The organism is Streptomyces sp. NPDC002386 (assembly GCF_053593175.1).
In genome coordinates, this window is record NZ_JBSFBX010000009.1 from 122,429 (window position 1) to 147,891 (window position 25,463).

Consider the following 25,463-nt stretch of genomic DNA (forward strand, 5'->3'; position numbering starts at 1 on the left):
TCAGGGCGCCCGCCAGATGTTGTCGAAGGCCGCGTTCTCGATCTCCCGGCGCTGCCGCACGGCGGTCAGCTCCGTCACCGCGTCGCCGACCGCGGCCAGCACGGTCACGACCGGCTCGTCGGTGAACTCCTCCCCGGCCCCCTCTCCGCTCCCGATGCCCAGGGCGGCCGCGAGGCTGGAGAGGACCGGCTCGCGGCCCTCCCAGCGGTCGGTGGCCTGCCGCCGGGCCGCGGTGTCGGCGGCCGCGGCGGTCCGCGGCCGCCGCGGGAACCAGGGCCTGCGCTCGCCGGTGAGCTGCCCCTCGGTGTCCAGGGCGTCGAAGTAGGCCGAGGCCAGCCCCTCGCCCCGGCGCCACAGCCAGTCCTCGGCCGTCTCGTACGGCTCCTGCCGGACCAGCGCCGAGCCCGCCTCGTTCAGCAGCCGGTCGTCCAGGGCCAGCGGCGGCCCCGGCACCATGCGCTCGCCCTCCAGGGTCACGGCCCGGGCGCCGAGCAGGTCGACCAGCTCGGCGCCCGCGAGCGCCAGCGACAGCTCGCCCTGCTCCACGGGGCGGTCACCGGAGACGTCGGTGGCGACGATGAACAGATCCCGTGCTGTGGTCATGTGGCGCTCTCCCGGTCCCGGACGGCTTTCCCTACGACCACCATGAAACGTGGGAGGCCGATCCGCGACAAGGCGGCGCCGCTCAGCAGGAATCCGCCGCGAGCCGCTCGACGCCGGCCCGGCTCGTCACCGGGCCGCCGGCCCGGAGCCGTCCCGGCATCAGCCGGCCGATCCGCTCCCGGGTGAACTCCGCCCCCCCGTTGTACGAGTCGCCGGTCACGCAGTGCCCGAAGCCCGGCTCGCCCCGGTGGCGGGGGAGCAGCCGGCGCTCGCCGCGGTGCCGGGCCCGCCCACTCCCGGGCGGCGTGAGCAGGGGGAAGCGGGCGTCGCCGCGCAGGGCCCTCCTCGCGTACGTCCCGTCCCGTGGTGACGGGCCCGTCGCCGCCACGCGGCCGGCGGCAGATCGACCGCCGCGCAGCCGCCGAGCGGCAGACACCCGGCGACCGTCGCCAGTACGGGCACCCCTGCGCACACCCCACCCCTCACGGACGGGGGGGCGCCCCGCCCTACTGCAGCTTCCACTTCTGGTTGGCGGCGCCGGTGCACGACCAGATCTGGGCCCGGGCCCCGTTCGCCGACGAGTTGTCGGTGACGTCGAGGCACTTGCCGGCCGCCGTGTTCACCACATCACCGGTGGCGGCGTCGTACGACCACCGCTGGGCGCCGGTCCCGTTGCAGTCGTACAACTGCACCTTCGCGCCGTCCGCCGTCGAGCCGGACGTGACGTCGAGGCACTTGCCGAGCGCCTGGACCGAGCCGTCGGCCGCGACCGTCCACTTCTGCGCCGCGCTGCCGTTGCAGTCGTAGAGCTGCACCGCCGTGCCGTTGGCGCTCGAACCGCCCGCCACGTCCAGGCACTTGCCGGCCGGCCCGACGAACGAGCCGCTGCCGGCGGCGCCGCCGGACTGGGTGCCGGACCAGGTGAACGTGGCCGAGGTCTTGCCCGGCAGCGAGTAAGTGGCATGCTGACCACCCCAGTTGACCGTCATCGTCCGCGCCGACGCCGAGTTGTTGTAGGCGATCAGCGCCTTGCTCCCGTCGGGGTTGCGCCACGCCACGTTCGGCACGGCGCTCGACGCGGTCGACGCGATGCGCTGGGCACCGGGCCGGACGAACTTGGTCAGGTGGCCCATCGTGTAGTACTCGACGGTGTAGTCGACGGTCCCGCTCGCCCCGTCGCCGTCGTGCACCGTGACCAGGCCGGTGCAGGTGCCGCAGCCGCCGTTGTGCGGACCCATGTTCTGGTCCACCGCCAGGGACCACTTGGTCACCGACTTCGCCCAGTTGCGGGTGTAGTCGATGATGTTGTTCATGTCCTCGCGCTGCTGGTTGGCGATCCAGGTGCCGCCGGAGTGCTCGGTGCCGAAGGCGTCCAGGTTCGGGTACTGGTCGTGCACCGAGGTCTGCTTGGCGATGTCACCGCCGTAGCCGTGCCAGGCGATGCCGCCGAAGTTGGGGTGGTCGCGGATCGCCGCGTCGTCGACGCTCCGGGCCGCGTAGGAGTCGTAGACGTCCCAGTTCCAGTCGTGCGCCAGCACCTTGGTCCTGAGCCCGGCGGACTGGAGCCTGGGCAGCAGCTCGCTCTTGAGGAAGTACTGGATGCCGGAGGCGTTCCAGCTCATCGACGGATAGCCGGAGCAGCACGTCGGCTCGTTCTGCGGGGTGACGTACGAGACGTCGATGCCCTGGTTCTTGTACGCCTGGAGGTACTTCACGAAGTACGCGGCGTAGGCCCCGTAGTCCTCCGCCTTCAGCCAGCCGCCGTTGAGCGAACCGCTGTCCTTCATCCAGGCCGGAGCCGTCCACGGCGAGGCCATGACGGTCAGGGAGGGGTTGAGCTGGAGCGCCTGCCTGGTCAGCGGGACGACGTCCGCGAGGTCGTGCGAGACGGAGAAGCCGTTCAGGTTCGGGTCGGTCTGCCCGGCGGGCACGTCGTCGTACGTGTACCCGTAGCGCGCCAGGTCCGAGGCGCCCATCGGATTGCGCAGGAACGACAGCCCGATGCCGTCCGTGGGCGAGAACAGCTTCCGCATCGTCGCGTCCCGCGTCGCCTGCGAGAGCGCGCCGCTGCCGTTCATCAGCCAGGCGGCGGTGTCGGTGAACGACGCGCCGCCGCCGGTGAAGGTCTGGTACCGGGTGTTCTCGTCGACGGTGATGTTCTCGCCGCCGCCCCCGGCCCCGGACTGGAAGGCGAACGGCGTCTGCGCCTGGAGACCGCGCACGACGTGCCGTCCGCCGGAGTCGTCGGTGGTGGTGAGCCAGGCCGTGACCTGCTCGCCGGCCGCGTGCGCGGAGGGCATGCCGAGGGTCGTGAACCCGGCGGTGGTGAGCAGGCCGGCGAGCAGCAGCCGGGCCGTGCGCAGGGGTCGTCTCATGGAGCGCCGCCCTTCGGGGGTGGGGATGGGGGCGTGCGAGCCGTGAGTAAATGACGGCTTCGAGGGCGCGTCAAGAGGTTGCGCATTCAGCTTCCGAACGCACAACCGCCTTCATCCGGCCGCCTGTTGGCTCCGTACCACTTCTGACGTGAAGTATTGACGGCGCCGTGTGGGCCCAGTTAACTCACGACGTGATCTAAGCCATGAGTGAATCATGAGCCGAGGGAAGGTACATGCGAAGAACCGCCCTGCTCGTCTCCGCCGCACTCCTCACCGGGCTGCTCCCCTGGGCGACCGCGCGAGCCGCCGACGATCCCGCCCCGGTCCCCGTCGACCGCTTCGAGGGCGAGGTCCCCTTCGCCGCCCAGCCCGCCGAGGGCATCTTCACCTGGGGCGGCGACTCGGACGACCCGCCGGCCCTGCGGCTGGCCACCCGCACCGACGCCCCCGAGGGCGCGAAGGTCCTCACCGGCTCCTACGACATCAGCGGCTACGGCGGGTTCACCCACGACTTCGCCGCCACCGAGCCCTGCCACGACTGGTCCGCCCACCGGGGCATCCGGTTCTGGTGGGACGGCCGGGACAACGGCCGGAAGATCGCCTTCGAGATCAAGGACGGCGGCGCCCACGGCGAGGCCTCCGAGCTGTGGACCACCTCCTTCACCGACGACTTCACCGGCTGGAAACAGGTCGAGATTCCCTTCACCGACTTCACCTATCGCACGGACTACCAGCCCGTCGGAGGCATCGACCACGTCCTCGGCCTCGACCGGATGTGGGGGTACGCGGTCACGCTGCCGACCGGCGTCAAGGGCGACTTCGCCATGGACGGCGTGGAGTTGTACGGCCGGGCCGACCAGTCGCTGCGTGCCTCGGTGAGCACCGGCGCGGCCGTGTACCCCGTGGAGGAGGGCGGTACGGCGAAGGTCGGGGTCACCGTGAACACCACCGGTGCCGGTCCCCTGGACGAGCCCGTGACCGTCACGTACACCACGGCGGGCGGCACCGCCGGACCCGGCAGCGACTACACCCCGGTCTCCGGCACCCTCACCTTCCCGGCGGGCACCGCCTCCGGCACCTTGCGGACCGTCCGGGTGCCCACCCTCCGGGACAAGGCCGCCGAGCCCGCCGAGACCGTCCCGCTGAAGCTCACGGTGACCGGCGCCAAGGCACCCGCCGAGACGCCGCAGGTTGTCATCGACGCCCACGGACTGCCTTATCTGGACGCCAAGTTGCCCGTGCGCAAGCGGGTGGCGGACCTGCTGAGCCGTATGTCCCTGGCGGAGAAGGCCGGCCAGATGACCCAGGCCGAGCGCGGCGCCCTGTCCGACCAGGGGGACATCGCCGGTTACGCGCTCGGCTCCCTCCTGTCCGGTGGCGGCTCGACGCCCGCGCCCAACACCCCGGACGCCTGGGCGAAGATGATCGACGGGTTCCAGCTCCGCGCGCAGGCCACCCGCTTCCAGATCCCGCTGATCTACGGCGTGGACGCCGTCCACGGTCACAACAACCTGGTCGGCGCCACGATCATGCCGCACAACGTCGGCCTCGGCGCCACCCGCGATCCCGGGCTGGCCGAGCGGACCGGCGCGGTGACGGCGGCCGAGGTCCGGGCCACCGGCATCCCCTGGGACTTCGCGCCCTGCCTGTGCGTGAGCCGCGACGAACGCTGGGGACGCTCATACGAGTCCTTCGGCGAGGACCCGGCGCTGGTCGAGTCGATGGAGACCGTCATCCAGGGTCTCCAGGGCCGGGCCGACGGCCGGGACCTGAGCCGCGGCGACAAGGTGCTCGCCACCGCCAAGCACTTCGTCGGCGACGGCGGCACCGAGTACGGCTCCTCGACCACCGGCACCTACACGGTCGACCAGGGCGTCACCAAGGTCACCCGGCAGCAGCTGGAGGCCGTCCACCTGGCGCCGTTCGGGACCGCCGTCGACCGGGGCGTCGGCACGGTCATGCCGTCGTACTCCTCGCTCGACATCCTCGGTGACGGCCGGGGTCCGGTGAAGATGCACGCCAGGGCCGACATGATCAACGGTGTGCTCAAGGGCCGCATGGGCTTCGACGGGTTCGTCATCAGCGACTGGAACGCCATCGACCAGCTCCCCGGCGACTACGCCTCCCACGTCCGCACCTCGGTCAACGCGGGCCTGGACATGATGATGGTGCCGTACACGTACAAGGACTTCACCCGCACGCTCACCGACGAGGTGCGGGCCGGGCGGATCGACGGGCGGCGGATCGACGACGCCGTCTCCCGCGTCCTCACCCAGAAGTTCCGGCTCGGCCTCTTCGAGCACCCGTACGCCGACACCCGCGGCGCCGCCGCCATCGGCTCCCCGGCGCACCGGGCGGTGGCCCGCCGGGCGGCGGCCGAGTCCCAGGTGCTGCTGAAGAACAGCGGCGGGCTGCTGCCCCTGAAGAAGGGGCAGAGGGTCTACGTCGCCGGGTCCAACGCCGACGACATCGGCAACCAGACCGGCGGCTGGACCGTCACCTGGCAGGGCGGCTCGGGGAACACCACCCCGGGTACGACGATCCTCGACGGCATGCGCGAGGCGGGCGGGGACGTCACGTACTCCAAGGACGCCTCCGCGCCGACCGGCGGCTACGACGCCGGTGTGGTCGTCGTCGGCGAGACCCCGTACGCGGAGGGGGTCGGCGACGTCGGCAACGGCCACCGCCTCACCCTGTCGGCCGCCGACCAGGCGGCCGTGGACAAGGTGTGCGCGGCCATGAAGTGCGCGGTGCTCGTCGTCTCCGGGCGCCCGCAGCTCGTCGGCGACCGGCTCGGCCGGATCGACGCGCTGGTCGCCTCCTGGCTGCCGGGCACCGAGGGCGCCGGTGTCGCCGACGTCCTCTACGGCAGGCGGCCCTTCACCGGGCAGCTCCCGGTCACCTGGCCCCGGTCGGAGTCCCAGCTCCCGATCAACGTCGGTGACGCGTCGTACGATCCGCAGTTCCCCTACGGGTGGGGCCTGACGACGCTCACCCCCGCCCCGCGGGGCGGCGCGGCCACACTGCGCGCGCTCGGGCTCGCGGCGGCGGCGGCGGAGCGGACCGGCGCCGGCCGGACCGGACGGGAGCTGGTCACCCGGGCCCGGCTGATCGTCCAGCACGAGGCGGGCGACCGGATGACGGCGGCCGTGGCGAAGCCCTTCGCCGACGCGGACCACCTGCTGCTGACCGGCCACTACGGAAAGGCGGTGCGGAAGCTCACAGAGGCGTACGAGGCCGCGTGAGTCCCCCCGGGGAGTCCCGTACCTGACTGATTTGGGAGGCTTCGGGTAGTTTCGAAGGGTGAAGGCCGTCCTTCGGATCCGAAGCCTCCCGGCGCTGCTGCTGGCCGCGCTGGCGCTGGTCGTCGCGACCGTCCTCGCCCCCGGCGCGACGGCGGCCACCAGCGTGTCCGGCATCGCCCAGGCCCTGCGCAAGAGCCCGGTCCACGTCGAACCGGCGGCCTCCGGGCAGTTGTCCAGGGCCGACGCCGACGGGCTCGCCAAGCAGATCAAGGGTGCCGGAAAGCCCCTCTTCATCGCGGTCCTGCCGGCCGGTTACCCCACCGCGAACCTCTTCTCCGGCCTGCGCACGGCCACCGGCGTCACCGGTCTCTACGCCATCCGGCTCGGCGACCGCTTCGACGCCCGCGCGGACGCCTCGGTGCTCTCGCGCACCGCCGTGCGGAACCTGGTCGCCAGTGTGCAGGGCGAGGACGCCAGGACCCAGCTCGCCGACTTCACCGACCGGGCGCTGGCCAACATGGGCGGCCGCGCCCCCGCGAGCTGGGGCGGCCCGAGCGGCGGGACGGGCGCGTCGAGCACGGCGCTGATCACGGCCGGCGTCGTCCTGGTGGCCGGCGGGGCGGGTGCCTACACCCTGGTCCGGCGCGGCCGCCGCCGTCGCGCCGAGGAACAGCGGGCCGCGCTGGACCGGCTGCGGGTGGTCGTCGACGAGGACATCACCGCCTTCGGCGAGGAGCTGGACCGGCTGGACTTCCACCCGGCCGAGCCGGGCGCCGACGACGCGATGCGCGCCGACTACGAGCGGGCCCTGGACGCCTACGACAGGGCCAAGCAGTACATGGCCGGGGCGCGCGGGCCCGAGGACGTCCGGCCGGTCACCGAGGCACTGGAGGACGGCCGCTTCTCCCTCGCCGGGCTGGCCGCCCGACGCGAGGGCCGGCCCCTGCCCGAGCGCCGCCCGCCCTGCTTCTTCGATCCCCGTCACGGGCCCTCCGTCACGGACGCGGCCTGGACCCCGCCCGGCGGCAGCCTCCGCGAGGTCCCGGTCTGCGCCGCCGACGCCACCCGGCTGGCCGACGGCCGCGACCCGGTGATCCGCGAGGTCGACACCGACCACGGCCGCCGCCCCTACTGGGACGCCGGCCCCGCCTACGGCCCCTGGGCCGGCGGCTACTTCGGCGGCGGCCTCCTCCCCGGCCTCCTGGCCGGCACCCTGCTCGGCAGCCTGATGTCCACCCCGTCCTACGCCTCCGACTACGGCACCGGCTACGGCGACTTCGGTGCCGGCGGCTACCAGGGCGGCGACGTCTCCGGCGCCGACTTCGACCCGGGCGACTTCAGCGGCGGCTTCGGCGACGGCGGCGGCTTCGACGGGGGAGGGGGCGGCGGCGACTTCGGCGGCGGCTTCTGACCCGCGTCGGCGTCGGTGCGCACGGGCGTGACGCTCGTCGGCCGCATGCCGCCGGGCCGGAGACGAGGCCGGACACCCGTCCGCCCTCTCGTTCCGGGGAACGGAGGGCGGGCGCGGCGCGGGAGGCCGCCGGAGTGACGCCGGTGGGCGCCGCGGGCTCAGGCGTTCTTGATGGCCGAGATGTCGAAGACCAGCTTGATCTTGTCGGAGACGAGCACGCCACCGGTCTCCAGGGCCGCGTTCCAGGTCAGGCCCCACTCGGAGCGCAGGATCTCGGCCTTGCCCTCGAAGCCGACGCGCTCGTTGCCGAAGGGGTCCTTCGCGGCGCCGTTGAACTCCAGGTCGATGGTGATCGGCTTGGTGACGCCGAGGATGGAGAGGTCGCCGGTGATGCGGTAGTCGTCGCCGCCGAGCGCTTCGGCCCGGGTGGAGCGGAAGGTCATCGCCGGGAACTCGTCGGTCTTGAAGAAGTCCGCTGACTTCAGGTGGCCGTCGCGGTCGGCGTTGCCGGTGTCGATGCTGTCCATCCGGACGTCGAGGGTGGCGGTGGACTTCGCGGGCTCGCCGCCGTCCAGGTGCAGCGCGCCGGAGAACTCCTGGAAGCTGCCCTTGACGTTGGTGACCATCGCGTGGCGGGCCACGAAGCCGATCGTGGTGTGGGCCGGGTCGATCGTGTACTCGCCGGTCAGCGCGGCCAGATCGGGTCCGGCGGCGGCGGGGGTCTCGGGGGTGTTTTCCTTGCGGCCGAAGATGCCCATGCGGTGCTCCTTGGGGACGGCCGCGGCTCTCGGGGGGAAGCCGCGGCGGGGTTTCTGTTTAACGTTCAACTAGCCCAACGGGTTCGACCGTAGACCTATTCCGTTGAGTTTTCAACATCATCCGTCACGTGTTCTCGTCACAACGGAGAGTAACCGGGTACGCCCTCTGGCGAACGCGCGTAGACCTCGGGCACCATCTCTCTGCGCACCCGCACCACCTGCACAGCCGAACCACAGCGATCCCGGCCCACCGCAGGAAGGTCTCTCCCCATGAAGGTCCTGAAGGCCCGCTCCGTCCTGACCGCGCTCGCCCTCGTCGTCGCCCCCGGCGTCGCCGTGGTCGGCACCGCCACCGACGCCTTCGCCGTCACCAAGATCAGTCACTCCACCGCCACCGGGATGTTCCGCACCGTGGGCATCACCTGGTCGTCCTCCGGCAACTGCTCCGACCGCTACAACTCCACCTGTACCTCGTTCGAGCAGCTGAACCTCGCCACCGCCCAGGGTGCCCAGACCCTGAAGAAGGCCAGCGGCTGCGCCCTCAACATCACCGGCGGCACCGAGACGGGGCACGCCTCGGGCACCTACTCCCACTGGAACGGCTACAAGCTCGACTACGGCAAGAACACCTGCGTCACCTCGTACATCAAGAACAACTTCGGCTACATCGGCCTGCGCGGCGACGGCGCCCCGCAGTACCAGTCCGGGTCCGGGAACATCTACGCCGACGAGGGCAGCCACTGGGACGTCCTGTACTACAACTGCGGCGGCTGCTGAGCCAGGAGGGCGGTGACCGGCCGCATGAGCACGGGACCGAGCCGACGCGCTCTGCTGCTGGCCGCCGCCCTCACCGCCGCCACGGCGCCCGTGGCCCGCGCGGCGGCGGCCGGCGCCGACCCCTTCGACACCCTCCGCCGCCGGTGGCTCGGCATCGCCCTGGGCACCGGATACGACCCGGCCGCCGAGCCGTACGCCTCCCGCCTCGCCCAACTCGGCGCGATGGCCCGCGATTTCCACGCCACGATGGCCCCGACCACCGGCTCCCTGTGGCCCGGCCACCCCTTCGACCCGCCCGCCGGGATCACCTTCGGCTACGGCCGCCTGTGGACCATGGCCCAGGCGTACGTCCAGCCCGGCACCGGCGCCACCGGTGACGACTCCCTCCTCGCCGGCGTGCTCCGCGGCCTCGACCACCTCTCCGCGACCGTCTACAACCCGGCCACCACGCGCTACGGCAACTGGTGGGAGTGGCAGATCGGCAGCCCCCGGCTGCTGACCGACATCACGGCCGCCCTGTACGACCGCCTCGGCGCGGACCGCGTCGCGGCGGCGTGTGCCGCCGTCGACCACTTCATCCCGGACACCCTGCTCACCGAGTACTCCGGCACCTCCACGGGGGCCAACCGCGTAGACCTCTGCCGCTCCGTCGCCCTGCGCGGCATCCTCGGCCGGGCCGGCGACCGCCTCGCGCTCGCCCGGGACGCCCTCTCGCCGGTCTTCCCGTACGTGACCGGGGGCGACGGCCTCTACGCCGACGGCTCCTTCGTGCAGCACACCTGGGTCGCCTACTCAGGCACCTACGGCCAGGTCCTGCTGGACGGCCTGGGCCGGCTCTTCGCCCTGCTCGCCGGCTCCCCGTGGGAGATCACCGACCCCGCCCGGCGGAACGTCCTGGAGAGCGTCGAGCACGCCTACGCCCCGCTGATCCACGACGGACTGGTGATGGACTGCGTCAACGGCCGTGCCATCAGCCGGGGTTACCTGCGCGATGACGACCAGCACATCATGCGCGGCGACCACTACCACGGACAGGCGCTGATCGCGGCCATCACCCTGCTGGCCGGCGGCGCGAGCGAGGAGGAACGGCAGCGCTGGTACGGGCGCGTCAAGGGCTGGATCGAACGGGACACCGTGACACCGGTCCTGACGGCCCCCCAGTTCGGGATCGCGGACCTGTCCCGGCTGCACAGCGCCGCCGCCTCGCCCGTACCCGCGGCTCCCGAACCGACCGGCCACCGGCTCTTCCCGGCCATGGACCGCGCCGTCCACCGCCGCCCGGCGTTCACCGCCGCGCTCTCCATGGCCGGCGAGCGCGTCGCCCACTACGAATGCGGAAACGGCGAGAACCCGCGCGGCTGGCACACCGGCTCCGGGATGCTCTCCTGGTGGCCGGCTGGGCGCGGCGCCCGGTCCGACCAGTACACGGACTGGTACTGGCCGACCGTCGACTGGTACCGGCTGCCCGGCACCACGGTCTCCACCAGGCGCCTCCCCGACCGGGCGGGCGGCGAGTGGGGCGCCCCCAGGCCGGACGTGCGCTGGGTCGGCGGCACGACCGACGGCGAGTACGCGGCCGTGGGCCAGCATCTGAAGGGCCTGGGATCCACGCTCGAGGCCCGCAAGTCCTGGTTCTTCCTCGCCGACGCGGTGGTCTGCCTCGGCGCCGGGATCCGCTGCGCCGACGGCGTCCCGGTCGAGACGGTCGTCGACAACCGCAACCTGGGCGAGGACGGCGCCCAGACCTTCGTGCGCGGCCCCGGCTGGGCCCACCTGGAGGGCCACGGCGGCTGGCTGCTGCCCCGCGGCGGCGTGCTGCGCACCCTCCGCGAGGACCGCACCGGCGCCTGGTCCGACATCAACACCACCAGCACGGACGAGCGGCGCACCCGCCGCTGGCAGACCCTCTGGCTGGACCACGGCACCGATCCGGCGGACGCGGCCTACGTCTACGTCCTCATGCCGGGCGCCGGCCGCCGCGAGGTCGCCGCCCGGGCCGCCGACCGCCACTGGCTGCGCGTCCTCGCCAACGACGCCCGCCGCCAGGCCGTGGCCGTGCCCTCGCTCGGCGTGACCGCGGTGAACTTCTGGGCGGCCGGGACGGCCGGCGGCCTGTCCGCGGCCGCGGGAGCGAGCGTGCTGGTCCGCCGGCGGGGGCGGAGCGCTACGCTGTGGATCAGCGAGCCGCCCCGCACGGGCGCGCCGCTGGAGATCGTCTGGGACCGTCCGGTGCGCTCGGTCGTGCACGCCGACGAGACCGTGGAGGTTCTCGCCGCCCACCGCCGTCTGAGGCTCCGTGTCACTCCAGGGATGGCATGTGCCACCCATCAATGTGAGGTCGCTCTCGGGTGACTGCTTTGTGGCCCCCCTACAAGGGAAGCGCCCTCTGAGCAGTCGGAACGCCTGCATGTCGCTGTGGTTCTGTTCAGTGGTACCAGTAAAACGGTCCCGAGACTGTACGGAGTCGACGGCTCGCTTTCCTTGGTGTCCTTCGTAAGGTCGCTACATGACCGTTTTGGAAGAGACGACGGGTGAGCCGACCGCGGAGCCGGCGGACGCGCGTGGACGGGTCGCCGAGCTGCACGAGATCCGTGCCCGGGCCGTGGCCGGTCCCAGCGAGAAGGCGACCGCCGCCCAGCACGCCAAGGGCAAGCTGACGGCGCGGGAGCGCATCGAGCTGCTCCTGGACCCGGGTTCCTTCCAGGAGGTGGAGCAGCTGCGCCGGCACCGGGCGAGCGGTTTCGGCCTGGAGGCGAAGAAGCCGTACACCGACGGTGTCATCACGGGCTGGGGCACGGTGGAGGGCCGTACGGTCTTCGTCTACGCCCACGACTTCCGGATCTTCGGCGGCGCCCTGGGCGAGGCCCACGCCACCAAGATCCACAAGATCATGGACATGGCCATCGCGGCCGGCGCGCCCCTGGTCTCCCTCAACGACGGCGCGGGCGCCCGCATCCAGGAGGGCGTCTCGGCGCTCGCCGGCTACGGGGGCATCTTCCAGCGCAACACGAAGGCCAGCGGTGTCATCCCGCAGATCTCCGTGATGCTGGGCCCGTGCGCGGGCGGCGCGGCCTACAGCCCGGCGCTGACGGACTTCGTCTTCATGGTCCGCGAGACCTCGCAGATGTTCATCACCGGCCCGGACGTCGTCAAGGCCGTCACCGGCGAGGAGATCACCCAGAACGGGCTCGGCGGCGCCGACGTGCACGCCGAGACCTCCGGCGTCTGCCACTTCGCCTACGACGACGAGGAGACGTGCATCGCCGAGGTGCGCTACCTCCTGTCGCTGCTGCCGCAGAACAACCGCGAGAACCCGCCCGGGACCGACTCCTCGGACCCGGTGGACCGCCGCTCCGACGTCCTGCTCGACCTGGTCCCGGCCGACGGCAACCGCCCGTACGACATGACCAAGGTCATCGAGGAGATCGTCGACGACGGCGAGTACCTCGAGGTCCACGAGCGCTGGGCGCGGAACATCATCTGCGCGCTGGCCCGGCTGGACGGACAGGTCGTCGGCATCATCGCCAACCAGCCCCAGGTGCTGGCGGGCGTGCTGGACATCGAGGCGTCCGAGAAGGCCGCCCGCTTCGTTCAGATGTGCGACGCCTTCAACATCCCGATCATCACTCTTCTGGACGTACCCGGCTTCCTGCCCGGCGTCGATCAGGAGCACGGTGGAATCATCCGGCACGGCGCCAAGCTGCTGTACGCCTACTGCAACGCCACCGTGCCGAGGATCTCGCTGATCCTGCGCAAGGCGTACGGAGGTGCGTACATCGTGATGGACTCCCAGTCGATCGGTGCCGACCTCACCTACGCCTGGCCCACCAACGAGATCGCCGTGATGGGCGCCGAGGGCGCGGCCAACGTCATCTTCCGCCGCCAGATCGCCGACGCGGAGGACCCCGAGGCCATGCGGCAGAAGATGGTCAAGGAGTACAAGGCCGAGCTGATGCACCCCTACTACGCGGCCGAGCGCGGTCTGGTCGACGACGTGATCGACCCCGCCGAGACCCGCGAGGTGCTGGTGAAGTCGCTGGCGATGCTGCACTCCAAGCACGCCGATCTGCCCTCCCGCAAGCACGGCAACCCCCCGCAGTAACCGAGCGGACCCGTCGCGGCAACCCCGCGGACCCCTTACTGACGGAGACTGAGACCCATGAACACTGACATCCGCGTCGAGAAGGGCCACGCCGAGCCCGAGGAAGTCGCCGCCATCACGGCGGTCCTGCTGGCCCGTGCGGCCGCCCAGCCGGCCGCCCCGGCGCACCGCGGTCGTGCCAAGGCCGGCTGGCGCCGGCTGGAGCGCGAGCCCGGCTTCCGCGCCCCGCACAGCTGGCACGGCTGACCGGCGCCGGCCCCACGGGCCGCCCCCGCACCACGTGAAGAAGGGCCCCTCCACCGCGGAGGGGCCCTTCTTCGTGTCAGGGCGGCCCGGTGGCCGTACCAGGGGCGGGAGGACCGTCCGGTGTGCCGGCACATGACGAAGGCTCCCGTCCCTCGCGAGGAGGGACGGGAGCCGGCGGTCTTGCGCTCCGGGCGGAGCGGCTAGCGGAGACGCGCCATGAGCGCGTGCTCGACCAGCGTGATCAGCGCACTCTTGGCGTCCGCGCGGTGCCGGGCGTCCGTCGTGATGATCGGGGTGTCCGGGCCGATCTGCAGGGCCTCACGGACCTCGTCCGGGTTGTACGGCTGGTTGCCGTCGAAGCCGTTGAGGGCGATGACGAAGGGCAGGCCGCTGTTCTCGAAGTAGTCGACCGCGGGGAAGCAGTCGGCGAGACGGCGGGTGTCGACCAGGACGATCGCGCCGATCGCGCCGCGCACCAGGTCGTCCCACATGAACCAGAAGCGGTCCTGACCGGGCGTACCGAAGAGGTACAGGATCAGGTCCTGGTCCAGGGTGATACGGCCGAAGTCCATGGCCACCGTGGTGGTGGTCTTGTCCCCGGTGTGGGTCAGGTCGTCGATGCCGGCCGAAGCGGACGTCATGACGGCCTCTGTGCGCAGCGGGTTGATCTCCGAGACGGCGCCGACGAACGTGGTCTTGCCCACGCCGAAGCCGCCCGCCACCACGATCTTCGCGGAGGTGGTGGAGCGGGAAGGACCGCCGCTAGAGCTTGCGAAGTCCACTGAGCACCCTTTCGAGCAGTGTCACGTCTGGCTGGCCACCGGCGTTCTCGTCGCCGCCGGGCTGATGGATGGCGACCAGGCCCGCTTCCGCCAAGTCGGCGACGAGAATCCTGGCGACGCCGAGGGGGATCGTGAGCAGGGCCGAGACCTCGGCCACCGACTTGATCTCCCGGCACAGGTTGCAGATCCGCTGATGCTCGGGCAACTGGCCCTGCATCTGGTGCGGAGCGGCGGTGGTGTGCACCAGTGCCTCGATGGCGAGCTGGTAGCGCGGGCGTGTCCGGCCGCCGGTCATGGCGTACGGACGCACCAGGGGGTTGTTCGATGCGGACGCCGGCGCCGGCTCGGGGCGGCGCTGCGGCTGCACCGGCTGGATCCGCGGGGCCGGCGGCTGGTCGTACGGCGAGGGCCCGGGGCCCTGCGGAGCGTACGGCTGCCGGTGACCAGGGGTGGAGGGGAAGTTGTACCGGTTCGCCGAACCGTCGCTCTGGCCCTGGGCAGGGCCGTACGACCAGTTGCCCGAATGCGAACCGCCTGGGGGTGTTGCCACTTTCTCCTCCTCCGACCGTGCCGGGCACCCATACGTGTGGAGCCGCGTCCCGAAACCTTACGGCCCCGGGACGCGAATACGCACCGTTCGTCTGTTAGTTGAGAAGGCTTCCCTGGAGCTCCGCGCGGAGATCCGGGGTGAGAACCGTGCCCGCGCGGTCCACCAGAAGTGCCATCTCGTACCCGATGAGGCCGATGTCCGCTTCCGGATGGGCCAGAACGGCGAGCGAGGAACCGTCGGAGACGGACATGATGAAGAGGAATCCCCGCTCCATCTCCACAACTGTCTGGTTCACGCTGCCGCCCTCGAAGATGCGCGAGGCGCCTGCCGTCAGAGACGTCAGACCGGAGGCGACGGCCGCGAGCTGGTCCGCGCGGTCGCGGGGAAACCCTTCGGACATCGCCAGAAGGAGTCCGTCGGCGGAGACCACCACCGTGTGGGACACCCCCGGGGTGTTGTCCACGAAGTTGGTGATCAACCAGTTCAGGTTCTGTGCCGCCTGGCTCATCGGGCTCACACTAACGCTCCTGGTTGTAGGTGCTGTCAGGACCACTGTGCTGATTCCCAGTGGCCTGGCCGTTCGATTCACTGCCTGCGCTGCGTCCGCGCTGGACACCTCGACGCAGGTTGCTCAGCCTGCCCCGGACGTCCTCCGGGGCGCGGGAGACCTGCGGGCCTCCCTGAGGGGTGCTCTCGGCGGTGCCCTCGACCAGATTGGCCTTGGGTACCCGCCGGGGCAGACCGGAGGCGGTGACTCCGCCCGCCTTCGGCTTGCGGAGCTGCGAAGCCTGCTGCCAGCGCTCGTCGTTGGCCGAACGCCAGTCGCCGTCGCCGTTGCTCGCCGGGGTGTTCGGCACGGGGGCCGGCGTCTCCGGCTGCGCGCGCCGGGCGCCGTTCGAGGCGCCGGCACCGTTGGCGGACCCGCGTCGGGGCAGACCCGCGTCGGTCATCTGGGGCGCGGCGGCAGAAGCCGTTCCCGGACGGTCGAAGCCTACGCCGTTCCGCTCACCCGCGTCAGCGGCCTGCGATTCCGTTTCCGGAGCGTAATGGGCCGGGTAGCCGTTCTGGTAGCTGTCCTGCTGCGGCCAGTCGTCCTGGTAGGAGCGGCTGTCGTACGAGCCGAACGCGTCCGATCCGGAGCCGTGCGCGGGCGCCTGCTCCTCCTGGGCCGGTTCCGCATATGTGGGCTCGGGGTAGCCGCCGCCGTTCCGGGCGAAGCCGTCGTCGCGCTGCGCGCCGCCGTTCGGCGCGTAGTACTGGTCGTCGTACGAGGGCTCGTAGCCGGCGTTCCGGTGCTCGTCGTACCCCTGCTGCTGGTCGCCGTAGCCCTGCTGTTCGTCGTAGGCGGCGGGCTGGGCGGGCTGCTCGCCGAAGCCGGTGGCGCCGTCGTAGCCGGTCTGCCGGGCGTCGAACTCGTCCGCGTAGCCGCGTCCGCCGTCGATCTCCTGCTGCGGCTCGCCGTGCGACTGGGCCTCCAGCGCGGCACGTCGCTCCTCACGCATGAGGGAGCGGCCCACCGGGTCCAGGTCGCGGAGGTCGTCGGGGACCTCCGAGTAGCGGCTGTCGTCGAAGCCGAGTTCGGCGGCGGTGCGCATCGGCTGATGCTGCACCTGGGCGAAGTCCTCACCCCGGAACTGCTGCTCCGGGATGATCTGGGAGACCGTGAACTCCTCGCGGTCCAGCGGGGCTTCGCCGCCACCGCCGTGCGTGATCGCGTCCGGCAGCATGACCAGCGAGGTGGTGCCGGCCTGCTCGCCCGAGGGGCGCAGCTGGACCCGGATGCCGTGCCGGTCGGACAGCCGGCCGACCACGAACAGACCCATGCGCTGGGAGATCGCGGCGTCCACGGTCGGCGGGTTGGCCAGCTTGTGGTTGATGTCCGCGAAGTCCTCGGCGGTCAGGCCGATGCCCTTGTCGTGGATCTCGACCATGACGCGGCCGTCGGGCAGACGGGTCGCGGTGACGCGCACCTTGGTCTGCGGCGAGGAGAACGTGGTGGCGTTCTCCAGCAGCTCGGCCAGCAGGTGCACGAGGTCGGTCACGGCACGGCCGTGGATCTCGGCCTCCGGCACGCCGGACAGCTCGATGCGCTCGTACTGCTCCACCTCGGAGGAGGCGGCGCGCAGCACGTCGACCAGCGGGACCGGCTGGTCCCAGCGGCGGCCGGGCTCCTCGCCGGCGAGGACCAGGAGGTTCTCGCCGTTGCGGCGCATACGGGTGGCCAGGTGGTCCAGCTTGAAGAGGTTCTCGAGCTGGTCCGGGTCCGCCTCGTTGTTCTCCAGGTCGGTGATCAGGGTCAGCTGGCCCTCGATCAGCGACTGGTTGCGGCGGGAGAGGTTGGTGAAGATCGCGTTGATGTTGCCCCGCAGCAGGGCCTGCTCGGAGGCGAGCCGGACCGCCTCGCGGTGGACCTGGTCGAAGGCGCGGGCGACCTCGCCGATCTCGTCCTTGGTGTGGATCGGGATCGGGGCGACCCGGGTGTCGACCCGGCCGGGGTCGGTGCGGGAGAGCTGGTCGACGAGCATCGGCAGGCGCTGCTCGGCGATACCGAACGCCGCGTTGCGCAGCTGGCGCATCGAGCGGCTCATCTGGCGGGCCACGGCACCGGCCAGGATGAAGGCGAGGAGCAGGGCCACGACGACGACGGCACCGGTGGTGATGGCCGAGGCCTTGGCGTCGTCGGCGATGCCGGACGCCTCGTTCACGGCCTTGTCGGCGAGGTCCGACTCGATCTGTCGGTACGCCTTGTACTTGAGGGTGTTGACCGCCCACCAGTTCTGGGCCGTCACGCCGCCCGCCGCCATCTGCTGGCGGGTGAGCGGGGTGGTGTCCTTCATCGTCGCCAGCGCCGAGACCATCGCGTTCGGCTTGGCCGGCGGCGCGACGTACTTCGGGTCCTTCTGCTTCTCCTGCGCGACCAGCGCGGCGCCGTCCGTCTTGATCTTCGTCTGCGCGTCGGTCAGCTTCTGCGCGTCCTCGTCGGTGCCACCACCGAGGTACTCCTCCAGCGCGATGCGCTCCAGGTAGGCGTACGAGGACAGGGAGACCCGCTGGGTCGCCAGGTTGGGGTCGTCCGGACCGGGCTTGACCAGCAGGTGCATGCCGATCGACCGCTCCAGCGACAGCGCCGCCTTGGTGAGCGACATGGCGTAGACCGTACGGCCGTAGGAGGTGATGTTGCCGGTGCCCAGACCGAGTTCGTTGGCGAACTCCATCAGGGGGTGCGCGACCTCGACGTAGCCCTCTTCGGTCTTCACGCCGGTGGTGTTCTTGGTGTACGCGACCCGGCGCAGCGTCTGCAGCGTGGGCTCCGCCTTGCGGAAGAGATCCAGCCGGCGCTGGACGCCGGGCTTGTCCGGCACGTTCTGCGCCGCCTGGTGGAAGACGGCGGCCGCCTGGTCCGTCTGCTTGCGCGCCGCGGTGACGACGTCCTTCTGGTTGCCCAGCAGCAGCGGAGCGGCCGTGACGTCACGCTCGTTCTCGAGCGCGTCGGCGTAGCCGAGGGAGGCACGCACCAGGCGCGCGGTGTTCTCCGCGTCCCGGGCCTCGTTCCAGGTGTCGATCGAGCTCTTCACCTGGAAGCCGCCCATGATGAGGCCGACCGCCACGGGTATGAGCAGGATCGCGTTCAGCCGGGTCGGCACCCGCCAGTTCCGCGGTGAGAACCGGCCACCGCCGGCCGGGGGAGCGGCCGAGGGCTCGGCACCCGGCACAGGGGTGGGCACCGCAGCGCGCGGCGGCGGGGTGAAGTTGCCCCGCGCCGACGGCTCGGGACCGTTCTTGCTTCGCCTCACTCGACCAACAACCTCTCGGCGGTCGGCACCTTCGTCGTGCCGCAGTCTCTCAGAGCCCGGTTCGTCATCGATCTCAGTACGTCTTTGACTAATGGGCAGTTCAGGCATTCCAGCACGTCGGCATCCGCTCCTCCAAACACTCGGAACCTGAGGTTCCGAGCGATGTAAGCCCTAGATAAAACGGGCATAAAGAGCGAGCCCCGCCAAAAGGCGGGGCAGTCGTGCGCACAGTGGCACCGTACGAACGCGTCGCGTGGCGAAGAACGGCGATTCCTCTGCCGAACTGTTATGAACACCGGAGCCGACCGTGTCAAAGGCCACAGCCGGCTCCGCTTGCACTACGACAACTGCCGTACGGCGCGTCCCAATTGGGTGTTACCGCAGGCGCGCCATGAGCGCGTGCTCGACCAGCGTGATCAGCGCACTCTTGGCGTCCGCGCGGTGCCGGGCGTCCGTCGTGATGATCGGGGCGTCCGGACCGATCTGGAGAGCTTCCCGTACTTCCTCGGGGGCGTAGGGCTGCTGTCCGTCGAAGCCGTTGAGGGCGATGACGAAGGGCAGGCCGCTGTTCTCGAAGTAGTCGACCGCGGGGAAGCAGTCGGCGAGACGGCGGGTGTCCACGAGGACCACCGCGCCGATCGCGCCGCGCACCAGGTCGTCCCACATGAACCAGAAGCGGTCCTGACCGGGCGTACCGAAGAGGTACAGGATCAGGTCCTGGTCCAGGGTGATACGGCCGAAGTCCATGGCCACCGTGGTGGTGGTCTTGTCCCCGGTGTGGGTCAGGTCGTCGATGCCGGCCGAAGCGGACGTCATGACGGCCTCTGTGCGCAGCGGGTTGATCTCCGAGACGGCGCCGACGAACGTGGTCTTGCCCACGCCGAAGCCGCCCGCCACCACGATCTTCGCGGAGGTGGTGGCCCGGCCCGCGTCAGAGCTTGCGAAGTCCACTGAGCACCCTTTCGAGCAGCGTCACGTCCGGAGCGCCGCCGTTGTTCTCGTCGCCACCCGGCTGGTGGATGGCGACCATGCCGGCCTCCGCGAGGTCGGCGACCAGGATCCGGGCCACGCCGAGCGGCATGGCCAGCAGCGCCGACACCTCCGCGACCGACTTGACCTCACGGCAGAGGTGGCAGATGCGCTGGTGTTCCGGGAGCAGTCCCATGAGCGCTGCCGGGTCGGCCGTGGTGCTGATCAGCGCCTCGATGGCGAGCTGATAGCGCGGCCGGGTCCGGCCGCCGGTCATCGCGTACGGACGTACCAGCGGCTGGTCGCCCTCGTCCCCGTACGGCTCCGCGTACGGATCATGAGAGGCGGTGGGCGGGGTCATGAATCCTCCGGGCGGGACAGCAAGTCGGTCAGTCGAGCCGTCGGAAGGGGCCGGTGGGGGGATTGTGGCGGCCGGACGGTGTTTTTGTGAGGTGGGTGGTGCCGGGGCCGGTCAGTGAAGCAGACTGCCTTGGAGTTCGGCGCGCAGGTCCGGGGTGAGTACCGCCCCCGCGCGGTCGACCAGCAGTGCCATCTCGTAGCCGACCAGGCCGATGTCGCACTCGGGGTGGGCCAGGACCGCGAGGGAAGACCCGTCCGAGACGGACATGAGGAAGAGGAACCCGCGCTCCATCTCGACGACGGTCTGCGCCACGTTGCCGCCCTCGAAGATCCGGGACGCCCCGGCGGTCAGCGAGGTGAGGCCGGACGCGACCGCCGCGAGCTGGTCGGCGCGGTCACGCGGAAATCCTTCGGACATGGCCAGCAGAAGGCCGTCGGCGGAGACCACCACCGTGTGCGACACCCCGGGGGTGTTGTCCACGAAGTTGGTGATCAACCAGTTCAGGTTCTGTGCCGCCTGGCTCATCGGACTCAACTAACGCTCCTGCTGGTGAGTGGGGCTCGGGTAGCTGCCGGTCTGGCCGTTGCCGGCCTGGCGGCCCTGCGCTATGCCCCGACGGAGATTGGTCAGCCGGCCGCGTACGTCGTCAGGCGCACGCGAGACCTGCGGACCGGCTTGGTGCTGTTGCTGCTGAGCCGTGCCCGGGACGAGGTTCGCCCGGGGCACCCGGCGCGGCAGGCCGGAGGTGGTGACGCCGCCCGCCGCGGGCTGCCTGACGCGCTCCGCCTGCCGGACGAGTTCGTCGTTCGGCGAGGTGCGCCAGGAACCGGTGGCGGCGGGACGTTGCGGGGCCGGCGCGGCCGCCTGCTGCTGCGGCGCCGCGGCCGGGTTGCCGTCCGGCTGCCCCTGCTGCTGACCGTGGAACCAGTTGGTCTCCAGCGTGTCGTACAGCGGGGTGCGGCCGTCGCCCGGACCGGCGGCCGGCGGCAGCGCCTCCGGCTCACGGCGGACGGGACGCTGCGGCTGCTGCGGCTGCTGCTGCGGGGCCGGCGGACGCGGCGCGCCGAAGTCGGCGCGGGCACCCGGCTGCGGACGCTCGAACTGGCCGGTGTCGGCCGGGGACTGGCGGCCGGGCAGCGCGTGCTGACCGGTGGAGCCGCCGTCGTAGCCGCCGTTGTAGGCCTGCGGCGCCGCGAACTGACCGGTGCTCTGCGGGTCCTGCTGCCCGGACGCCGAGGTGCCGAAGACGTCGGAGCGGACGTACTGGCCGTTGCCGCCCTGCTGACCGTACTGGCCGTTGTCCTGCGGTGCGGCCGGACGCTGGAACTGGCCGGTCTGCTGCGGGTTCTCGGTGCCGGGACGGGCGAACTGGCCGGTGGAGCCGTTTATCCCGAAGTCCGGGCGGGGGAACTCGCCCGTCGAGGCCGGGCCCTGGGCGTCGATCCGCGGCATCTCCGTCGTCGAGCCCGGACCCTGCCGGCCGTCGTAGCGCGGCATGCCCGAGGTCTGTCCCGGGTCCTGCTCGTCGTGGCCGCGCGGGGTGTCCAGCGAGGCGCGCGACAGCGGGGCCTGGGCGCTGCCGCGCCAGTCGGCGGGGCCGGACTGCTGGTTGCCGCCGGGCAGTTCGGCCCGGGGACCGCCACGCGGCGGAAGCTGGGGCTGACGGCCCTGGTCGGACGCGCCGGCGCCACCGCGCGGCGCCACCGGACCGCGAGCGCCGAACATGTCCTGCTGCTGACCGCCCGCGGCCTGCTGGCCCTGCCCGGCGCCCGGCGTCTGACCGCCGAAGGCGCCCGCGCCGGCACCGGCCGGAGCCGGCCGGCCCTGCTGCGGGCCACCCGGCCCCTGCGGACCGCGCGCTCCACCGGGCGCACCGGGACGGCCGCCCTGGCCCGTGCCGGGCAGCGCGGCCCGCGGACCCTGGGCGGAGCCGACCTGGCCACGCGGGCCCTGGCCGGCGCCGAGGCGTCCGGCGGTCGGCGCGCCGCCGAGGGCACCGCCCTGACCGCTGCCGCCGCCGTTGTTGCGGCGGGCGGCGGCGACGCCGGCCGCGGCCTGCGCGGCGGCGGGGCCACCGGTCGCCGCGGGCGCGCCGGGCTTGCCCGGAGCGGGCTTCTTGCCGCCCTGCGCGACGTCGACGGGCAGCATGACCAGCGCGGTCGTGCCACCGGAGTCGGACGGGCGGAGCTGGATGCGGATGCCGTGCCGCTGCGACAGACGGCCGACCACGAACAGACCCATGCGGCGGGACACCGACACGTCCACGGTGGGCGGCGAGGCGAGCCGCTCGTTGATCGCCGCGAGGTCCTCGGGGGAGAGGCCGATACCGGTGTCGTGGATCTCGATCAGGACGCGGCCGTCGGGCAGCGCGTGACCGGTGACCTTGACCTTGGTCTGCGGCGAGGAGAAGGAGGTGGCGTTCTCGAGCAGCTCGGCGAGGAGGTGCACGAGGTCGTTGACGACGCGGCCGGCGACCTCGGTGGTCGGCACGGCGGCCAGCTCGATGCGCTCGTACTGCTCCACCTCGGACGCGGCGGCACGGAGCACGTCGACCAGCGGGACCGGGCGGGTCCACCGGCGGCCGGGCTCCTCACCCGCGAGGACGAGGAGGTTCTCACCGTTCCGGCGCATACGGGTGGCGAGGTGGTCCAGCTTGAACAGCGAGGAGAGCTGGTCCGGGTCGGCCTCGCGGGACTCCAGTTCGGAGATCAGGGAGAGCTGACGCTGGATGAGGCCCTGGGAACGGCGCGAGAGGTTGGTGAACATCGCGTTGACGTTGCCCCGCAGCAGGGCCTGCTCGGCGGCGAGGCGGACCGCCTCGCGGTGCACGTCGTCGAAGGCCGCGGCCACCTGGCCGATCTCGTCCCGGGAGTGCACACCGACCGACTCCACGGACGTGTCCACGTCCTGCGGGTCGGACTCGGAGAGCTGCTTGACCAGCTCGGGCAGCCGGTCCTGGGCGACCTTGGTGGCCGTGTCCTGCAGCCGGCGCAGCGAGCGGATCATGGACCGGGCCACGACGAAGGCGCCCACCAGCGAGACGCCGAGCACGATGAGGATCAGCGCACCGGAGAGGATCGCCTCCTGCTCGGAGGACGACTTCAGCTCGCGGGCCTTCTGCTCCATGTCCTCGAGCAGCGTGTGCTCGATGTTCTTCATCTGCTGGATCTTGGTGGAGCTGTCGTCGACCCAGTCGCGGTAGGAGCGCGCCGGCAGGTCGTTGAGGCCGCCGGGGGACTCCAGGACCCGCTTGGCGTACAGGTCGGCCGCCTGGATCGTCGGGTTGCTGTCCTCGATCGGCTTGAGCAGCTCGTCCGGGTTCTGGCTGCTGTAGATCTTGCGGAAGATCGCGATCTGCGACTTCTCGCTCGAGTACGCCGACTCGCCGTAGAGCTGGTCGTTCTTGGACAGCTCACCCTTGGAGGTGTTGCTGGAGGTCAGGGCCGCCGCGATGACGGCACGCTGCACCGAGGCGTACTCCTTGGCGCTGGAGAAGGCCGCCAGGGCGCGGGTGCGCGAGATCATCTCCGGGTTGCTGGACGCCTCGGCCATGGACTGGGAGAGGTCGATCAGCTGGGTGATCAGCCGGTGGTACGCCTCGACCGTCTGCGTCGAGTTGTTCTTCGACTTGTAGGCGTCCTGGCGGATCTTGGCGAGGCCGTCGAGCTGGTTGGCGAGGCTGACCAGGGTGTCGCGGACGCCCTGGAGGTTGCCGTTCTTGCTCGCCTCGTCGATCTGCTCGGAGGAGTCGAGGAAGTTCTCGCGGGCCCGGTCGGTCTTGTCCTGGTAGCCCTTGACCGTGTAGTCGGTCGGCTTGAGGCCGTGCGCCAGCGGACCGGCGGACTGGTCGCGCTCGTCCTGGAGCGCCATGGCCAGCTCGGTCGCCTGCTTGGTCATGTCCGTCAGCAGCTTCATGTTGTCGAGCTGCTGGATGTCGTCCATCGAGTCGCCGATGCGCAGCGCGCCCAGCGAGGTCGCCGCGACGACGGGGAGGGCCAGCAGCGACACCAGGCGCGTGGAGATGCGCCAGTTGCGCAGGGCCATGCGCGAGCCGGGGCCGCTCGGGCTCTTGCCCGCCGGCTTGGCGGCCGGGGTGGGGTTCTGGGTCTTCGCCGAACCGGCCGGGCCCGCCGTGGACGACGTGCCGGGGCGCCCGGGGCGCTCACCGCTGTCGCCGGGCTGGGCCGGGCCCGGGTTCTGGGCGTGCTGGGGGGAGGAACCGCGGTCGGTCCCGCCGTGCGCCTCCGGCTCCGCCGAAGCGCTGCCATCCCTCTTGAAACGTCCCTGCACTAGCGTCGCAACCTCTGGACCAGGCGCCTCCCCGCGCGAACGGAGAGACACGGTGTCGGCGTCTTGGAGAGCGCCCTGAATACGCCCCCCGGTGGTCTTGAGTGACCCGGCGCTGGTTCCCCCTTCTCGCCGCCACTCGGCGCTGCGTTGCGCCCCCTGCGCGCCGGCTCGATCCCGCGGCGGTCCGTGGAATTCCAGCACAGTGCCGGATCTCCAACAAGGGCCATGAGCCGAGCTGTGACCTACGTGACGGACGGTGAGGCCCGGGCTACGACCCGTGTAAGTCGATCTCGTACAAAACGGGCTTACCGCTGCGACTCACCGCTCACCGCCCGGTGTCCCAGTCGCCATGATCGGGAGCGGAATGAGGGCTTCAGGGGGTCAATGTCCGTTTCCCCGGCCGGAGGTGGGCGTCGGAATTGACCGAATTGCCCATGACGTCGTGAGCAAACTCACATGGAGATCCTGTGGAGTTCGCGTCCGTGACGGGGAATCCGGTGTTTAGCCTTGCGCTTTACAGGATGAGATGCTCTGTCAACCCACCCTCGGCCACAGGATGACAACGGTGAAGACGACGATGATGTTCCGCAACATAGCCAACCCGCGGCGCACGACGCTGGCGCACCTCGAGGACGCCGACGAACTGCAGACGCCGGAGCTGCCGGAGCACTCCGTCGACCTCCCGGCCCAGACGGCCAACCCCCGGCGCACCGTTCTCATGGAGGTCCCGGTCGGCGCCGCCGCGGCCGGCGAGTAGCCGAGCCCGCACCGGACACACCGAGCGCGGCCCGGAGATCAGCTGATCTCCGGGCCGCGCTCGTTTTTCACGGGATTCGCTCCCCGGGCTCTTTTCCGTCCCGCGCCGGAATCCATGGCACCACCACCTACCCGATAGGCGGGCACGCCGTCCGCGGCCGATATCCCGTGCGCGGCACGGGCCGGTGTCCGAGGGCGCCGGCCCCGCCGCCCCGGCCGGACGCGCGCCCGGGACGCCCCTGGCCCGGGCGCCGCACGGCCCCGCCGCACCCGCGGACGCCTCCGTGAATTCCCGGGTAATGCGCGAATGCCCGGTGCGCTAATCCCGCGGAATTCACCGATCGCCGCACGAGGATCCACGCGCCGGAAATGCCCGCCACGCCGCACTGCCCGAACGCCGCACGGCCCGACCGGTTAACCTGGGGCGTCAGTACGCCGGTTCTA

Annotated in this window: 19 protein-coding genes; 7 read left to right on the plus strand and 12 right to left on the minus strand. The window is 71.5% G+C overall.

Features of this window, described 5'->3' with window-relative positions; all coding sequences use genetic code 11:
* The 3 genes from ACWCPN_RS19580 to ACWCPN_RS19590 form a co-directional block, all read right to left on the minus strand.
* Complete coding sequence (locus ACWCPN_RS19580; protein WP_451207635.1) at positions 1–603, minus strand: GPP34 family phosphoprotein; 603 nt, start codon at positions 601–603, stop codon at positions 1–3.
* Between the two features lie 82 nt (positions 604–685).
* The gene (locus ACWCPN_RS19585) at positions 686–1,039 is read right to left on the minus strand and encodes a hypothetical protein (protein ID WP_451207637.1); all 354 of its coding nucleotides are present in this window, start codon (positions 1,037–1,039) and stop codon (positions 686–688) included.
* A gap of 70 nt (positions 1,040–1,109) precedes the next feature.
* On the minus strand, positions 1,110–2,978 hold the full coding sequence (locus ACWCPN_RS19590; protein WP_451207640.1) for a lectin: 1,869 nt from the start codon (positions 2,976–2,978) through the stop codon (positions 1,110–1,112).
* A 233-nt stretch (positions 2,979–3,211) separates the two neighbouring features.
* Here ACWCPN_RS19590 and ACWCPN_RS19595 point away from each other — a divergent pair, with 233 nt between their 5' ends.
* Both ACWCPN_RS19595 and ACWCPN_RS19600 read left to right on the plus strand, forming a co-directional pair.
* On the plus strand, positions 3,212–6,223 hold the full coding sequence (locus tag ACWCPN_RS19595; RefSeq protein WP_451207644.1) for a glycoside hydrolase family 3 N-terminal domain-containing protein: 3,012 nt from the start codon (positions 3,212–3,214) through the stop codon (positions 6,221–6,223).
* Between the two features lie 58 nt (positions 6,224–6,281).
* On the plus strand, positions 6,282–7,634 hold the full coding sequence (locus ACWCPN_RS19600) for a hypothetical protein (RefSeq protein WP_451207647.1): 1,353 nt from the start codon (positions 6,282–6,284) through the stop codon (positions 7,632–7,634).
* A 158-nt stretch (positions 7,635–7,792) separates the two neighbouring features.
* Here the strand turns inward: ACWCPN_RS19600 and ACWCPN_RS19605 are convergent, their stop codons facing one another.
* Complete coding sequence (locus ACWCPN_RS19605; RefSeq protein WP_199212141.1) at positions 7,793–8,392, minus strand: YceI family protein; 600 nt, start codon at positions 8,390–8,392, stop codon at positions 7,793–7,795.
* Positions 8,393–8,662: 270 nt separating this feature from the next.
* Between ACWCPN_RS19605 and ACWCPN_RS19610 the strand changes: the two genes are divergently transcribed.
* The 4 genes from ACWCPN_RS19610 (at position 8,663) to ACWCPN_RS19625 (ending at position 13,517) form a co-directional block, all read left to right on the plus strand.
* Positions 8,663–9,169 (plus strand): hypothetical protein, encoded by a 507-nt coding sequence (locus ACWCPN_RS19610; protein WP_451207650.1) that lies wholly within the window; start codon positions 8,663–8,665, stop codon positions 9,167–9,169.
* A 24-nt stretch (positions 9,170–9,193) separates the two neighbouring features.
* Positions 9,194–11,521: a polysaccharide lyase 8 family protein gene (locus ACWCPN_RS19615; RefSeq protein ID WP_451207653.1), complete on the plus strand. Its 2,328-nt coding sequence runs from the start codon at positions 9,194–9,196 to the stop codon at positions 11,519–11,521.
* 154 nt (positions 11,522–11,675) lie between these two features.
* Entirely contained in the window at positions 11,676–13,271 is a 1,596-nt protein-coding gene (locus ACWCPN_RS19620) for an acyl-CoA carboxylase subunit beta (protein WP_199212143.1), read from the plus strand.
* Positions 13,272–13,328: 57 nt separating this feature from the next.
* Positions 13,329–13,517 (plus strand): acyl-CoA carboxylase subunit epsilon, encoded by a 189-nt coding sequence (locus ACWCPN_RS19625; protein ID WP_199212144.1) that lies wholly within the window; start codon positions 13,329–13,331, stop codon positions 13,515–13,517.
* 200 nt (positions 13,518–13,717) lie between these two features.
* Here the strand turns inward: ACWCPN_RS19625 and ACWCPN_RS19630 are convergent, their stop codons facing one another.
* The 8 genes from ACWCPN_RS19630 to ACWCPN_RS19665 form a co-directional block, all read right to left on the minus strand.
* Entirely contained in the window at positions 13,718–14,299 is a 582-nt protein-coding gene (locus tag ACWCPN_RS19630) for a GTP-binding protein (protein WP_026248371.1), read from the minus strand.
* Positions 14,280–14,849 carry a DUF742 domain-containing protein gene (locus tag ACWCPN_RS19635; protein ID WP_365130098.1) on the minus strand — a complete coding sequence of 190 codons (570 nt, stop codon included), beginning with the start codon at positions 14,847–14,849 and terminating at the stop codon, positions 14,280–14,282. Before ACWCPN_RS19635 ends, ACWCPN_RS19630 begins: the two co-directional genes overlap by 20 nt.
* A gap of 94 nt (positions 14,850–14,943) precedes the next feature.
* Complete coding sequence (locus tag ACWCPN_RS19640; RefSeq protein WP_005479603.1) at positions 14,944–15,357, minus strand: roadblock/LC7 domain-containing protein; 414 nt, start codon at positions 15,355–15,357, stop codon at positions 14,944–14,946.
* Positions 15,358–15,367: 10 nt separating this feature from the next.
* On the minus strand, positions 15,368–18,643 hold the full coding sequence (locus tag ACWCPN_RS19645) for a nitrate- and nitrite sensing domain-containing protein (protein WP_451207658.1): 3,276 nt from the start codon (positions 18,641–18,643) through the stop codon (positions 15,368–15,370).
* Positions 18,644–19,018: 375 nt separating this feature from the next.
* Positions 19,019–19,594, minus strand: a complete 576-nt coding sequence (locus ACWCPN_RS19650; protein ID WP_100828422.1) for a GTP-binding protein — start codon at positions 19,592–19,594, stop codon at positions 19,019–19,021.
* Positions 19,575–19,973: a DUF742 domain-containing protein gene (locus ACWCPN_RS19655; protein ID WP_143635912.1), complete on the minus strand. Its 399-nt coding sequence runs from the start codon at positions 19,971–19,973 to the stop codon at positions 19,575–19,577. Before ACWCPN_RS19655 ends, ACWCPN_RS19650 begins: the two co-directional genes overlap by 20 nt.
* Before the next feature lie 111 nt (positions 19,974–20,084).
* On the minus strand, positions 20,085–20,498 hold the full coding sequence (locus ACWCPN_RS19660) for a roadblock/LC7 domain-containing protein (RefSeq protein ID WP_003973453.1): 414 nt from the start codon (positions 20,496–20,498) through the stop codon (positions 20,085–20,087).
* Between the two features lie 9 nt (positions 20,499–20,507).
* Positions 20,508–24,263, minus strand: a complete 3,756-nt coding sequence (locus tag ACWCPN_RS19665) for a sensor histidine kinase (RefSeq protein ID WP_451207662.1) — start codon at positions 24,261–24,263, stop codon at positions 20,508–20,510.
* Positions 24,264–24,828: 565 nt separating this feature from the next.
* Between ACWCPN_RS19665 and ACWCPN_RS19670 the strand changes: the two genes are divergently transcribed.
* Positions 24,829–25,020 carry a hypothetical protein gene (locus tag ACWCPN_RS19670; protein ID WP_351664614.1) on the plus strand — a complete coding sequence of 64 codons (192 nt, stop codon included), beginning with the start codon at positions 24,829–24,831 and terminating at the stop codon, positions 25,018–25,020.
* The last annotated feature ends 443 nt before the right edge of the window (positions 25,021–25,463 follow it).

Bases quoted from the DNA above. Each gene is read 5' to 3' on its own strand.
- ACWCPN_RS19580 (WP_451207635.1), bottom strand. From the start codon at position 603: ATGACCACAGCACGGGATCTGTTCATCGTCGCCACCGACGTCTCCGGT.
- ACWCPN_RS19590 (WP_451207640.1), bottom strand. From the start codon at position 2,978: ATGAGACGACCCCTGCGCACGGCCCGGCTGCTGCTCGCCGGCCTGCTC.
- ACWCPN_RS19595 (WP_451207644.1), top strand. From the start codon at position 3,212: ATGCGAAGAACCGCCCTGCTCGTCTCCGCCGCACTCCTCACCGGGCTG.
- ACWCPN_RS19605 (WP_199212141.1), bottom strand. From the start codon at position 8,392: ATGGGCATCTTCGGCCGCAAGGAAAACACCCCCGAGACCCCCGCCGCC.
- ACWCPN_RS19610 (WP_451207650.1), top strand. From the start codon at position 8,663: ATGAAGGTCCTGAAGGCCCGCTCCGTCCTGACCGCGCTCGCCCTCGTC.
- ACWCPN_RS19615 (WP_451207653.1), top strand. From the start codon at position 9,194: ATGAGCACGGGACCGAGCCGACGCGCTCTGCTGCTGGCCGCCGCCCTC.
- ACWCPN_RS19620 (WP_199212143.1), top strand. From the start codon at position 11,676: ATGACCGTTTTGGAAGAGACGACGGGTGAGCCGACCGCGGAGCCGGCG.
- ACWCPN_RS19625 (WP_199212144.1), top strand. From the start codon at position 13,329: ATGAACACTGACATCCGCGTCGAGAAGGGCCACGCCGAGCCCGAGGAA.
- ACWCPN_RS19640 (WP_005479603.1), bottom strand. From the start codon at position 15,357: ATGAGCCAGGCGGCACAGAACCTGAACTGGTTGATCACCAACTTCGTG.
- ACWCPN_RS19655 (WP_143635912.1), bottom strand. From the start codon at position 19,973: ATGACCCCGCCCACCGCCTCTCATGATCCGTACGCGGAGCCGTACGGG.
- ACWCPN_RS19660 (WP_003973453.1), bottom strand. From the start codon at position 20,498: ATGAGCCAGGCGGCACAGAACCTGAACTGGTTGATCACCAACTTCGTG.